This window comes from Pseudoxanthomonas sp. PXM01, assembly GCF_014851815.1.
GTDB lineage: Bacteria > Pseudomonadota > Gammaproteobacteria > Xanthomonadales > Xanthomonadaceae > Pseudoxanthomonas_A.
Window position 1 is genome coordinate 1 of sequence record NZ_JACVAJ010000003.1, and the last position, 13,114, is coordinate 13,114.

Here is a 13,114-nt window from a genome sequence, read left to right on the forward strand (position 1 = left end):
GAACAGGTCACGGTCTGGCCACTGATTGAGCAGCCGGTCGCCGAGTTGATCGTCAGGCCCGCCGGCACCGCATCGGTCACCGTCGCGATGGCCGTCGTCGGCGCCGTGCCGTTGTTGGTCACCGTGATCACATAGTTGTAGGCCGTGCCCACCACCGCATTCGCAGGACCGGTCTTGGCAATCACCAGGTTCGGTGCCACCACACTGACCGTCACGCTTGCCGTGTTGTTGGACAGGTTCGTGTCCACCACGCCGGCGGGGACCGTCACGCTGGCGTTGTTGACGACCTGGGTTTGCGCCAGCACCGGTGCCGCGAACGCGCCATAGAGAGCCAACGCTCCAAAAGCGAGGACAGAGCGGCTCTTCTGGGCCAAACGACGGAAGTGAGTGGAGACGTACACGGTGGTCCCTTACGGCTGGATCGGGAGAACGGCCAGCCGGGACTGCCTCCCCCAAGGCTGTCTTGAAAGTCGCATTGCCCTTCGGCGGCTCGATCGGCCTGCCTGAACGGACATACGACACACATCGCACTTCACTTCGTAAAGCGGACATCTCTCACAGAGAAGTGAGATGTCTATTACACATTTACTTTAAATTAACGTCAACTCATTGACGTCAATAGGTAAGCGCGTGAACTTCATCACAGAAGTGCATCAGGACGGCGTCAGAATGCCGCCGGGGCCGACAGAAGGCTTTTCCTGACGGATCAGCGGAGCTTTTTTGCAGGCAATACAAAACTCGCCCCGCCGGTCCGGATCAGGACTGGCAGGGGGCGGAAAACTCAGGAACGGTCGGCCAGGGCCGACAGGCGGCTCAGTCGCTCTGCAGCTCGGCGACGAAGTCGTAGGCGTCGCCGCGGTAGTACGAGCGGGTGGATTCGACCACCCGGCCGTCCTCTAGGAAGGCGCGGCGTTCGACCAGCAGGCCCGGGGCGCCGACGGGCAGTTCGAGGTGGCGGGCCGCCTCTTCGTCTAGGGCTACGGCGCGCAGGCGCTGGAGGGCCCGGCGAGGCCGATGGCCGTAAGCATCCAGTGCCTCATATAAAGAAGTGGTCACGCTCTCCGGATCAGGCAGGAGGGCATACGGCACCAGCGTCCGCTCGATCGCGATCGGCGAACCATCCACGTGCCGTAGCCGATACATGCGGACCACGCCACTGCCTGGCGACAGGTTGAGCGCCATCGATTCTTCCGGCGTCACTTCGCCGACCGAGCGCTCGAGGAACTTCACCTGCGGATTCAGCCCGCGCTCGCGCAGGTCGTCGGTGAAGCTGGTCAGGCGGGAGAACTGGCGCAGGATACGTTCGGCGACGAAGGTACCAGCGCCCTGGCGTTGCACGAGCAGACCACTTTCGATCAATCCTGCCAGCGCCTTGCGAATGGTCACCCGCGACAGGTCCAGCAGTTGGGCCAGGTCGCGCTCGCTCGGCAGCGCCTGCCCGGGCCGCAGCACACCGGCATCCATCAGGTTCTGCAACGCGCGACGCAGGCGCAGGTAGGCCACGGCCCGGGTGGACTCACCGGTCTGCAGCCGCTGGTATTCCTCGAGCAGGTTCGTTTGCATGTGAATCACGATACCAGTGCCGTACCAATACCGCAACAATCCTTTTACAAAGCGGACCTGTTGGCATCCCGTGGTACCCCGGTGGTATTGTTGCCTCTCACTTCAGCTGCACCGAGACGCCCGTGACCGCGAAGACCCTGCCCGTCGACACCTTCGATCTCGTCATCTTCGGCGGCACCGGCGATCTGGCGCTGCGCAAGCTGCTGCCGGGCCTGCTGCGCCGCTATGCCGACGGCCAGATCCCCGAGGACAGCCGCATCATCGGCGTGGCCCGCGACAAGCAGGGCGACGCCGAATACCAGGCCAAGGTCGGTGAGGCTCTCGCCCGCATCGCCGCCAGCGACGAGACGCTGAAGGCCAAGCTGCCCGCCTTCCTGCAGAAGCTCGGCTACCTCGCGCTGGACGCGACCAAGGACGAAGGCTGGGACGAGTTCGCCACCCGCCTGCAGTCCACCGGCGATCGCATTCGCGTGTTCTACCTGTCGACCAGCCCCACCCTGTTCGTCGCCATCTGCGATCGCCTGCGCGCGCATGGCCTGAACACCGGCAACGCCCGCGTCGTCATCGAGAAGCCGATCGGCCACGACTCGGCCAGCGCCGCGGTCATCAACGACGCCGTCGGCAGCGCCTTCGCGGAGAACCAGATCTTCCGCATCGACCACTACCTGGGCAAAGAGACCGTCCAGAACCTGTTGGCCCTGCGCTTCGCCAACATCCTGTTCGAGCCGCTGTGGAACGCCAGCCGCATCGACCACGTGCAGATCACCGTGGCCGAGACCGTCGGCCTGGAGAAGCGCGCCGGCTATTACGACACCTCCGGCGCCCTGCGCGACATGGTGCAGAACCACCTGCTGCAGCTGCTCTGCATGGTGGCGATGGAACCCCCGGCCGCGCTGCAGGCCGATGCCGTGCGCGACGAGAAGCTGAAGGTGCTGCGCTCGCTCAAGCCGATGCGCGGCGAAGACGTCGCCCACCTGTCCGTGCGCGGCCAGTACCGCGCCGGCGCCAGCAGCGGCGCCGCGGTGCCGGGTTACCTGGAAGAACTGGGCAAGCCCGATTCGCGCACCGAGACTTTCGTGGCCCTGAAGGCCGAAGTCGACAACTGGCGCTGGGCCGGCGTGCCGTTCTACCTGCGCACCGGCAAGCGCCTGTCCGAGCGCGTGTCCGAGATCGTCATCGCCTTCAAGCAGATCCCGCATTCCATCTTCGAGGACAGCGCCGGCCCGGTGATGGGCAACAAGCTGGTGCTGCGCCTGCAGCCGGACGAAGGCGTCAAGCTGTGGCTGATGATCAAGGACCCGGGCCCCGGCGGCCTGCGCCTGCAGCATGTGCCGCTGGACATGAGCTTCGCCGAGGCCTTCGGCGTGCACCAGCCGGAAGCCTACGAGCGCCTGCTGATGGACGTGGTGCGCGGCAACCAGACGCTCTTCATGCGCCGTGATGAAGTCGAAGCCGCATGGGCGTGGATCGATCCGATCCTCGCCGCCTGGGAAACCCAGCGCGACGCACCCAAGCCGTACACGGCCGGCTCATGGGGTCCCAGCGCCGCCGTGGCCCTGGTCGAACGCGACGGCCGCACCTGGCACGAAGACACCGTCTGATGCGCCCGGCCCCTCACCCGCGGGGCCTTCTCCCGGCGCACCGCCGGCCTGTCTTCCCCCGGGAAGCCCCCACTCCCGAGACCCGCCATGCCCCCCACCGATCTCTCGCTGCAGATCCAACTGCACCCGTTCCCCGATGGCGACGCCGTCGCCGCCGCGCTGGCCCAGGCCGTGGCCGACGACCTGCGCACGGCACTGGCCCTGCACGGCCACGCCAGCGTGGCGCTGTCGGGCGGCACCACCCCGCGCCGCTTCCTGCAGGCGCTGTCGCAGCAGCCGCTGGACTGGGCGAACGTCACCGTCACCCTGGTCGACGAGCGCTGGGTTGCCGACGACCATGAGCGCTCTAATGCGCGACTGGTGAAGGAGCACCTGCTGCAGCACGAAGCCGCCGCAGCCCGCTTCGTCCCGCTCTATCGCCCCACCGCCACGCCGGACGACGCCCTGGCCGACGTCGCGGCCGCACTGCCGTCCACACTGGATGTCGCCGTGCTGGGCATGGGCGGCGACGGGCACACCGCCTCGTTCTTCCCGGGCGGCGACCGCCTGGCCGAGGCGATGGATCCAGCGACCCCTGCCACCGTGCTGCCGATGCGTGCGCCTGGCGCCGGCGAGCCCCGCATCACCCTGACCCTGCCCGTCCTGCGCGATGCCGGCCATCTCTACCTGCACATCGAAGGCGGCGAGAAGCGGCAGGTGCTCCAGCAGGCCCTGTCGGGACACGGCGCCGGGGCGCAGTACCCGATGCACCACGTACTGCAGGCCCTGCGCGCCCCGCTGCAGGTCTACCTGACCGCGTGAGCCGCCGCAGGCCGGTGTTGAGGCAAAACCGGCTGCCCTGCTTATAATGCGGTCTTGTCTGCGGCGCCACGGTGCCCGCCGACCCCCGTTTTCGTAGCCATGCGCGGCCCCCGGCCGTGCTGCCAAAGGTGGAAAGTGCGTAACTACGACCTCGAATTCCTCAAGCATTTCTCGATGGTGATCGGCTTCCTGATGCTGGTCACCGCGGGCCTGATCGTCGGCGCCTACTTCCTGCACGACAGCCTGCCGCCGGAAGTGAACCCGAAGACCGTGCAGATCACCGAGGCGCGCATCGCGCCGGCCGGTGCGGTCTATGCCGGCGAAACCGGCGCCGCCGCGCAGGCCGCTGCCGCGGCCGCCGCGGCCGCCGCCGCTGCTTCCCAGGTCGCCTACGGCGGCACGCTGGATGGCGGCGAGATCTACAAGAACCTCTGCGGCGCCTGCCACACCAACGGCGTGGGCAAGGCCCCGATGCTGACGGCCGCCGGCATGGGCGCACGTGCCAGCAAGGGTGTGGACACGCTGTACAAGCACGCCATCGAGGGCTTCACCGGTCCGGACGGCGGCATCATGCCCCCGAAGGGCGGCAACCCGGCCATCACCGAGGAACAGATCCACGCCACGGTCGACTGGATGCTGGCCAACAGCAAGTAAGGCGCACCGCCTTCCAGAGAACGCCGCCTCCGGGCGGCGTTTTTGTTTGTGCGGTCCATAAGCGCATGTCGGAGATGCCCCTTCTCCCCCGCCACGGGGGAGAAGGGGGCCGAAGGCCGGATGAGGGGGCGAACGAAATCCCATTCCCACGGTCGAAGGCTGCCCCCGTAACGTTCGAGACATCACGATCGCGATGATGCGGGGGCGCCGTCGCCCCTCACCCACCCTCCGGGCACCTTCTCCCCGCACGCGGGGGGAGGGGAACACGCGGGCACCGCATCGCCCGTCACCCAATCCGTTTACCCTTGCCGCCTCGCTTCCCGGTCGCCTCCCGATGACGTCTGCCCGCTCGCTGCTTACCCTCGCCCTGCTCGCCTCCCTCGCGCTGCCCGCCTGCGCGGCCACGCCGAAGGAGCGTGTCATTCCCATCGGCCAGGTGCAGGGCGAAGGCAAACGCAGCGCGCTCGACGGCCAGACCGTCACCATCGAAGGTGTCGTCACCGGCGCATTCCTCGAAGGCCTCGGCGGCTTCTTCGTGCAGGACGCCGGCGATGGCAGTCCGAAGACCTCCGATGCCCTGTTCGTTGCGCTGGACGAAGGCGCGACGCCCCCGGCTCTCTCCGCAGGCGATCGTGTCCGCGTGCGCGGCATCGTCGGTGAGCGCAAGGCAGGTGGCGATGACACGCTGACCGCGCTGCATGCGCCGGTGATCCAGCCCCGCGGCAAAGGCGAGGTCGCCCCGACCATACTGGCCTCGCAACCCGACGACTGGGAACGCTACGAAGGCATGCTGGTGCGCATCGACACCCCGCTCACGCTCAGCGGCACGCACACGCTCGAACGCTTTGGCGAACTGATCACCAGCTTCGGCGGCCGCTTGTGGCAGACCAGCGAACTCGCCACGCCCGGCAGCGCGGAAGCGAAACAGCTGGCCGCCGACAACGCGCGCCGCACGTTGCTGCTCGACGACGGCAGCACGCAGCGCGACCCCTCCACCGTCTGGTACGTGAAGGACGGCCAGCCGCTGCGCACCGGCACCGTGCTGACCGGCGTGCAGGGCATCGTCGAACCACGCATGGGCGGCTGGCGCCTGCAGCTCACCGCCGCACCGACGATCGCCGCGCCAGAGCGTCCAGCCGCGCCGCAGGTCGCCGGCGATGTGCGCGTCGCCGCGTTCAACCTGGAGAACCTGTTCAACGGCGACGGCAAGGGCGGCGGCTTTCCCACTGAACGCGGCGCCAAGACACCCGAGCAGTTGAAGTCGCAGATGGCGAAGCTGGTCGCCACCATCCGCGGCCTCAACCCCGACATCGCCGCGCTGATGGAACTGGAGAACGACGGCTATGGCGCCGATTCCAGCCTGGCGCAGCTGGTCGCCGCCCTGAACACGAACGGCGGCACGTGGCGCTTCGTCGATGCGAAGCGAGGTCCGGGCCCGGACACCATCCGCGTCGGCATCATCTACCGCAGCGACAAGGTGAAGCCGACCGGCAAGCCCGCCACGCTGGAGGAAGGTCCGTTCGGCGAGCGCAGCCGCAGCCCGCTGGCGCAGGCCTTCGTGCGCGGCAATGGAAAGCCCTTCGTCGTGGTCGCCAATCACCTGAAGTCGAAGGGCTGCTCCGAAGCCACCGGCCTGGACACCGACCAGAAGGATGGCGCCGGTTGTTGGAATGCGCTGCGCCTGGATTCGTCCAAGCGCCTGGACGCGTGGCTGAAGACCGATCCCACGCGCACGCGCAGCGACCGCGTGGTGATGCTGGGCGACTTCAACGCCTACGCGATGGAAGATCCGGTGCGCTGGCTGCGCGACGACGCCGGCTGGATCGACGCGTTCAAGCAGGCGGGCGTCGAGCAGCCTTACAGCTACGTCTACAACGGCCTGACCGGCCGCCTCGACCACGCCCTGCTCACCCCCTCGCTGGCGAAGCAGCTGCGCGGCGCGGCCGAGTGGCATATCAACGCCGATGAACAGGATGCCCAGGGCTACGCCGATGGCGACGCCAGCGTCCCGTTCCGCAGCTCCGACCATGATCCGCTGCTGCTGGGGTTCGATCTTTAAGTCAGCGCCGACGACGGGCGCAGTGTTCCCTCACCCGTCCTGCAGGGCCGCATCAAGGCTCAGAAGTCCGCTGGCGAAGCTTTTTTCTTCGACGTCGAAGCACTTGAGTGCCATGACGAGGCATTGAAGTGTGTCGACAAGGCTTTCAAGTGAGATGCCGCACCTCGGAGGTGCGGACTTCGATGCTTCTTTTGTTCGATGACGAAGCCTTGGGGTGAGATGACGAGGCTTTTCTGTTCCATGACGAACAAAAAAGCCTCGCGCACGATGTTCCGGGCTTCCCATGTCGAAGGAAAACGCCTCGTCAGGGAACAAAAGAACATCGACGACCTTACGAGCCGGATTCCGTACCTGCCTCGATGCGCGCCGCGATCGGTGAGAAGTACGCCAGCGCCAGGCACGCGCCCCAGAGCAGGTTCGACGCATCGGTCAACATCGACTCGAGCGGCGACGACAGCGTGGGACCCGTCAACAGATACAGGGGAAAGGTGAGCCCGGTGAGCGCCAGCGACAGGGCGCGGCCCCAGCGCGTCAACAGAAAGAGGCCCACGTAGCCCGCGATCATGAGCGCCAGCGCCACGCCCCCCACCCCGATCATCAGCCCTTCGTGTTCGAACAACCACGGCGGCGGCTCGCTGGCATAGGCATCGGCCAGCGCCTGCGAGTAACCGTCGGGCAGGAAGACCGTCGCGATCGTTGCGAGGGAAAGGATCACGGAAGCGGTCAGGAACAGGCGGAAGCGCGCGATCGTCATGGGCGAAGGTGTCGGCAGGGAAAGGGACGGACGTCAGGCATCGATCTTGTCCACCAGCGCCTGCAGCTTCTGCACGGTGCCCCAGTTGCGGGTGGTGGCCGCCTTGCCTGCCTTGCCCACCAGCGCTTCCCCCGCCTTGCTCTCAAGAATGCCACTGGCGCAGTGCAGGTATGCGGCGTGCGCGCCGACATGGAACTGTTCGGGCGGCGTCACCAGCGGCGCAATGCTGGAGACGGCGGACAGCGCGCTGGCGTCCGGCACGAAGGCGATCAGCAGGCGCGAGGGATCGGGGGCCGTCTTCGCGAAGGGGTTTTCTTTCGCGATCAGCGCGAAGTCCTTCGCCGACACCACGATGACGGGTACCTCGATACCCAGCCGCGCCACGATGGCGGCCGAGATGTCGGCAGCGAGCTTCTTCGGCGTTCCCTTGCCGGCCTTGAAGACGACATTGCCGCTGTTGAGCAGCGTGGCGACATCGGTGTAACCGAGGCTTTCCAGCAACGCGCGCAGGTCCGCCATCGCGATGCGCTTGGCCTTGCCGACGTTGATGCCACGGAGAAGGGCTATGCATATGGACACGGGGATGCCTGGTTGATTGATGTCAGCGACGGCTGATACGGCACGGATGGCCGAGTAAGTATCCGGCAGTTGAGGCCAGGGCGTTCAGATCATGCCAAAGGATAGTCAGATGTCATCGCGACGATCGTCCCTGTAGCCACCCAAGAACAGCAGCGCCACACCGATGATCCCCGCGGCAGTCGGCCAGGCCACATGTAGTGCTGCATGCCGATGCAGTTGCGACAGGATCAACGCGGCGGCGACGAAGAGGCCACCGATGATGCTCAAGGGACCGATGGGTGCATTACCCACCCGGTAGAATCGCCCATCATCGCGATTGATCCACGCCCTCAGTTTCGACAGCTTTCCCATGCGCCCCTCACTGCTGTGCGTGCTTGATTGGTGCGAAGCGGCGCACGGTACGCCCATCCACCACCACGTCCTCACAGAACATCACGTACGGCCGTACCCACAGGCCGCCTTCACCGTACAGCGCGCGGTACACCACCAACGGCTCCAGCGTCTCGCTGTGCCGCGCCACCGCGACCACTTCGTAATCGTTGCCCTTGTAGTGGCGGTAGAGGCCGGTGGCGAGGTCGGGAAGCGTGGGCAATGTGGCCATGTCGGTATCCAGATTCGTAGGATGGGTTGAGCCGCAGGCTATACCCATCGTGGTCTGTTTGAGAGTCAAGCAATGGGTAGACCGGCTCTTCCGTTGAACGTCGCCTCGCTCGACCCATCCTACACATCAATCAAGAAGCTCGCGTCTATCGGCGTCCAGTTCGTTGGTCAGGCGAATGACTTCTTCCTGCAGCACTCCGATCTCGTCGGATTTCTTTGTGCTCAACTCGTTGAGCGCATGGACCAATCCGACGATTTTGTGTGCTCGCGTACCCGGCTCGGGCGACCACGTGGTAGCGCACTTGTCGTCATGCCTCAAGACGTAGCCGATGCCATCCAGTCCCAGATTGCGCTCCGCATCCGCCTCGACAATCTCCGTCTTCAAGACCCTGTGTACGCGATCAGCCACCTCTTGATCGAGCGCGACAGGCGGACGTTGCTTGAATCGGAGCGTAGTGTCCGTTGGCGATCCGGGAACTGCCTTGACTCCTGGTGGAGGTGGTGGAGGTGGGGGATAGGAAACACCCGTTATTCCGCTGTAGCCCGACAATGCTGTGCTTGAGAGTCTGAAGCCTTCCGGCGGATCGAATGCCGGGAAAATGTCGACGCCTATCTCTCCCGGATTCAGCACGATGGCTTCCTCCCCTGGATGGTAGATGCCCTCCGGACACGGCTGAAGTCGAGCGTTGTACAACGCCTCTTTCTGAGCCCGGACACGGTCGAAGTTCTCCCGCTTCTCAGCGAGATGATCAGAAACAACAGGCGTCACGACAACAGCACCTATCACGAGCGCAGCAGGGACAACCATCAGAGCAACGTTTCTGCCGCTGAACTTTGTCTTCACGATGCGATGCCCTCACTGGCGGGTCATTTCGTAGGATCAGGTGAAGAGTAGAGTGATGAGTATCGCTACACTCAATCCATCCTACGTGTTTGGCTCGACCACGTAACGCTTACGGCACGATCTCGAACCATGCCTCCAGGCCCTTGTCCCCGTCGCCGTCGCTGGCCTGCCCGCTGCAGGTGGCCCGATGCAGGTTGTCATAGTCGTTGTGCACCACGCAGTACAGCTGCCGCGGTGTGCCAGGGTGATCGACGGTGACATACAGCTGTTTGACGCCTTCACCACAACGCATGTAGCGCGCTGTGGCGTGCCGGGTCCTGGTGCCGATCCTTGATTCGAGGCGGATCTCGGTGGCGGTGGAGGCCACGATCTTCATCGTGCCCGAATAAGGCGCGCGATCCTTCGGCGTCAGCCCGACGATGCGGTAGTCGCCCTGCAAGCTCTCCACTGTCCTGGCCTCAGTTCCCACGCTCGCAGTACAGAAGGCACGCTCTTCCAGCGGCCGGTGTGCCGCAGGTGAACGCGGCGGTTCTACGACGCCCTGCGCAAACACCACAAGCATGAGCCATGTCTTCATGGATTCGCCTTCCTCGATGCGGAGTTCTTGCGATGGGTTGAGCCAAGGACGCCTCCCAAACGATACCAACTGCAAAACGACGGCTATCGCTTCGCGACCCCCGTGCTACGTACTGCTTGCACGGTAGTATCACTGCCGTTGCTCGGCCACCGAACATGGCGGAGCGAGAGGCCAGTCCCGTGTGATCGCGCGCGGCCCTAGCGGGAATGCATCCGTTAGCGTCTTCCTGCCCCGCAGCAGTGCTTCCAGCTCGTCAGCTTCACGCCTGTCGAACTGTCCCATGAAGATTCGGATAACGGTCGCAGTGGTGACCTCAAATCGCTCGGAATCACTCGGAAGGAATCCAATGTAGTCAAGCCCCGGCGACATGCTGATACCACAGCACCAACCCGTCCGGTAGTAAATCGCACGCGCCACCGTCTTTCCTCGCACGTTGGCGATCACCCTGATCTTTCCAACAGCGTAACGAGTGCCATCGACCTCGCCAACCTCGAGGCTGATGACCCGAAACACGAAGACATTGGGCGCTTTCCTGGCCATCTCGGAGGTAAGTTCCTCCCCGCATTCGCACGCCATCGCCACCGGTGCAACGAGCATCATCAAGAAGAGCAGCAGCCATTTCATTACGAGTTTCCCCTGGAATTCCTGAGACAGGATTCCGCGTCCGCAGGACGGGTTGAGCGCTTACTTCGTGCAGCGATGGGATGCAAAGCTAACAAGCCGTTCCAGCAGTGAACGGCCTTCCTCCCACTCGATATTCTGTATGACCCATCGGCCATCCTTGAATCTCAACGCAACCGCGTCCGTCCAAACAAGGTCGTCATACACCAGTGTCGCTCGCACCATCGCTTGGTCCCCCGAAACCAGCGCATCCGTCGATCTCAGCGTTTTCGCTTTGTCCGGCCAAAGAAAGAACGGACTCTGATCTAGCATGTAAGGCTTGACGTCTGGAGGCACCAGCGCAGCACAGGCTCGCTCATAGCCCTTCTGCGCTTCGAGTGCCGCGTAAAGCTCTTTGCCAAGAAGCACTTGAATCGGCGCATATCCCCGCCCAATCTCGGCTGGGGAAGGCCTGATCGCCCATCGATAGAAGTCCTTCACGACTTGGTCTGGAGATTCACGACAGAGTCCAATAGGGCTAACGATGCTCAGCAATGCGAGCAGGCACTTGAACACGTTCTTCAACGCATTGCTCCTTCTCCGACATTACAGAGGACGCTGGCTCGACCAGCCCCATAGGTTGGGGTGAGCCTGCGAACCCCAACACACTGACCCTGCACCGCTGCGATGTTGGGGTTCACTCCGTTCACTCCAACCTATGACAGCCTTCGCGCGCCGCCCTCAATACCCCGCCGCCTGCCCATCCTTGCGGCTCTCGCTGGCACCGTAGTACACACCGGTCTCCGGATCGCGCTGGATGGCCTGGTAACCGCCATACGGACCCAGCGCCCATTCGACGTGATGGCCCTTGTCCATCAGTGCGCGCACGGTTTCGTACGGGAAGCCGGATTCCAGCTGCACCACGCCGCCGTCGCTCATGACGGTGGCGCTGCCGACCGGTTCGGTGGAACCGTCGTGCTGCACGCGCGGCGCGTCGCCGGCTTCCTGCAGCGTCATGCCGAAGTCGACCAGGTTCATCACGATCTGCACGTGGCCCTGCGGCTGCATCGCGCCGCCCATCACGCCGAAGCTGACCCACGGCTTGCCGTCCTTGGTGATGAAGGCCGGGATGATGGTCTGGAACGGACGCTTGCCCGGCGCGTAGCAGTTCGGATGCGGCGTGGCGCCGTCGCAGTCCTTCAGCACGAACATCTCGCCACGGTCCTGCAGGATGAAGCCCAAGCCGGTCGGCGTCATGCCGCTGCCCATGCCGCGGTAGTTGGACTGGATCAGCGAGACCATCATGCCGTCCTTGTCGGCGACGGTCATGTAGATGGTGTCGCCCTCTTCCAGTTCCTTCGGCGTGCCCGGCTGCACTTCGCGCAGCACCTTGTCGGGCGAGATCAGCTTGGCGCGCTCGCGCGCGTACGGCTTGGAGATCATGCGCGCGACGGGCAACGGCTGGAAGGCGGGGTCGGCGTACCAGCGCGCGCGGTCGGCGAAGGCCAGCTTCTTGGCCTCCACCAGCAGGTGCACGTGTTCGGGGCTGCCATAGGGGATCCTGCTGAAGTCGTAGCCTTCCAGTACGTTGAGCATCTGCAGCGCGGCGATGCCCTGCCCGTTCGGCGGCAGTTCCCACACGTCGTAGCCGCGGTAGTTGGTGCTGACCGGCGTGACCCATTCGCCATGGTGCGCAGCCATGTCCTCGTACGAGAGGAAGCCGCCGTTCGCCTTGAAGTAGGCATCGATGGTGCGCGCGATATCGCCCTTGTAGAACGCGTCGCGGCCGCCATCGGCGATTTTCTGCAGCGTGTCGGCCAGGTAAGGGTTCTTCCACATCTCGCCGGTGCGCGGCGCACGGCCGTCGATCGTGAACTGCTCGGTGAAGCCTGGGAACTTCGACAGCCGCGGCACCGAGCGCTGCCAGTAATACGCGATCGTCTGGTGCACCGGATGGCCGTCGCGCGCGTAGCGGATGGTCGGCGCCAGCACGTCGCGCATCGGCAGCTTGCCGAAACGCTCGTGCAGAGCGAACCAGCCATCGACGGCGCCGGGCACGCTGACCGGCAACGGCCCGTGCGCGGGAATGTCGGCGATGCCCTGCTGTTTGAAATGGTCCAGCGTCAGCGACTTCGGCGAACGGCCCGAGCCGTTGTAGCCGTGCAGCTTCTTCGTCTTCGGATCCCAGACGATGGCGAACAGGTCGCCGCCGATGCCGTTGCCGGTGGGTTCCATCAGGCCCAGCGCCGCGTTGGCGGCGATGGCCGCGTCCATCGCGGTGCCGCCCTGCTTCATCACGTCCAGCGCGATCTGGGTGGCGAGCGGATGCGAGGTGGCCGCCATCGCGTGTGGCGCGATGACATCGGAGCGGGTGGCGAAGGCGCGACCGGTGATGCGGTCGGCGGCGGAAGCGGGGATACCGGCGGCGGCGGTCAACGCCGTCGCTAGGCACAGCGAAGCAAGGGTGCGCATCATGGACGGA

Annotated in this window: 15 protein-coding genes; 4 read left to right on the plus strand and 11 right to left on the minus strand. The window is 65.0% G+C overall.

Translation table 11 applies throughout. The features are described 5' to 3' along the window. The coding region (locus tag IB230_RS16565; RefSeq protein ID WP_343227350.1) for a putative Ig domain-containing protein at nucleotides 1-401 on the minus strand (401 nt) is incomplete at its 3' end. Between the two features lie 412 nt (nucleotides 402-813). Then, nucleotides 814-1,563 (minus strand): GntR family transcriptional regulator, encoded by a 750-nt coding sequence (locus IB230_RS16570; RefSeq protein ID WP_192273979.1) that lies wholly within the window; start codon nucleotides 1,561-1,563, stop codon nucleotides 814-816. Nucleotides 1,564-1,685: 122 nt separating this feature from the next. Between IB230_RS16570 and zwf the strand changes: the two genes are divergently transcribed. The 4 genes from zwf to IB230_RS16590 all read left to right on the plus strand — a co-directional run bounded on the left by zwf (nucleotide 1,686) and on the right by IB230_RS16590 (nucleotide 6,678). Then, the gene (gene zwf, locus IB230_RS16575) at nucleotides 1,686-3,164 is read left to right on the plus strand and encodes a glucose-6-phosphate dehydrogenase (protein WP_192273980.1); all 1,479 of its coding nucleotides are present in this window, start codon (nucleotides 1,686-1,688) and stop codon (nucleotides 3,162-3,164) included. An 87-nt stretch (nucleotides 3,165-3,251) separates the two neighbouring features. Next, a complete protein-coding gene (pgl, locus tag IB230_RS16580) occupies nucleotides 3,252-3,965 on the plus strand; it encodes a 6-phosphogluconolactonase (protein WP_192273981.1) in 714 nt (237 codons plus the stop codon). Between the two features lie 135 nt (nucleotides 3,966-4,100). After that, on the plus strand, nucleotides 4,101-4,619 hold the full coding sequence (locus tag IB230_RS16585; protein ID WP_192273982.1) for a c-type cytochrome: 519 nt from the start codon (nucleotides 4,101-4,103) through the stop codon (nucleotides 4,617-4,619). A gap of 334 nt (nucleotides 4,620-4,953) precedes the next feature. Next, a complete protein-coding gene (locus tag IB230_RS16590) occupies nucleotides 4,954-6,678 on the plus strand; it encodes an ExeM/NucH family extracellular endonuclease (protein WP_192273983.1) in 1,725 nt (574 codons plus the stop codon). A gap of 331 nt (nucleotides 6,679-7,009) precedes the next feature. Here IB230_RS16590 and IB230_RS16595 read toward each other — a convergent pair whose 3' ends face one another. The 9 genes from IB230_RS16595 to ggt form a co-directional block, all read right to left on the minus strand. Next, nucleotides 7,010-7,432 (minus strand): hypothetical protein, encoded by a 423-nt coding sequence (locus IB230_RS16595; protein ID WP_192273984.1) that lies wholly within the window; start codon nucleotides 7,430-7,432, stop codon nucleotides 7,010-7,012. Nucleotides 7,433-7,465: 33 nt separating this feature from the next. After that, entirely contained in the window at nucleotides 7,466-8,011 is a 546-nt protein-coding gene (locus IB230_RS16600) for a DUF1697 domain-containing protein (protein ID WP_192273985.1), read from the minus strand. A gap of 105 nt (nucleotides 8,012-8,116) precedes the next feature. Then, nucleotides 8,117-8,362: a hypothetical protein gene (locus IB230_RS16605; RefSeq protein WP_192273986.1), complete on the minus strand. Its 246-nt coding sequence runs from the start codon at nucleotides 8,360-8,362 to the stop codon at nucleotides 8,117-8,119. Between the two features lie 7 nt (nucleotides 8,363-8,369). After that, complete coding sequence (locus IB230_RS16610) at nucleotides 8,370-8,612, minus strand: DUF1653 domain-containing protein (RefSeq protein WP_192273987.1); 243 nt, start codon at nucleotides 8,610-8,612, stop codon at nucleotides 8,370-8,372. 126 nt (nucleotides 8,613-8,738) lie between these two features. Beyond that, a complete protein-coding gene (locus IB230_RS16615; protein ID WP_192273988.1) occupies nucleotides 8,739-9,455 on the minus strand; it encodes a hypothetical protein in 717 nt (238 codons plus the stop codon). Nucleotides 9,456-9,564: 109 nt separating this feature from the next. Further along, on the minus strand, nucleotides 9,565-10,032 hold the full coding sequence (locus IB230_RS16620) for a hypothetical protein (protein ID WP_192273989.1): 468 nt from the start codon (nucleotides 10,030-10,032) through the stop codon (nucleotides 9,565-9,567). A gap of 129 nt (nucleotides 10,033-10,161) precedes the next feature. After that, a complete protein-coding gene (locus tag IB230_RS16625; RefSeq protein ID WP_192273990.1) occupies nucleotides 10,162-10,656 on the minus strand; it encodes a hypothetical protein in 495 nt (164 codons plus the stop codon). A 60-nt stretch (nucleotides 10,657-10,716) separates the two neighbouring features. Further along, a complete protein-coding gene (locus tag IB230_RS16630) occupies nucleotides 10,717-11,208 on the minus strand; it encodes a hypothetical protein (protein WP_192274429.1) in 492 nt (163 codons plus the stop codon). Between the two features lie 165 nt (nucleotides 11,209-11,373). Further along, entirely contained in the window at nucleotides 11,374-13,107 is a 1,734-nt protein-coding gene (gene ggt, locus IB230_RS16635) for a gamma-glutamyltransferase (RefSeq protein WP_192274430.1), read from the minus strand. Nucleotides 13,108-13,114: the final 7 nt, after the last annotated feature.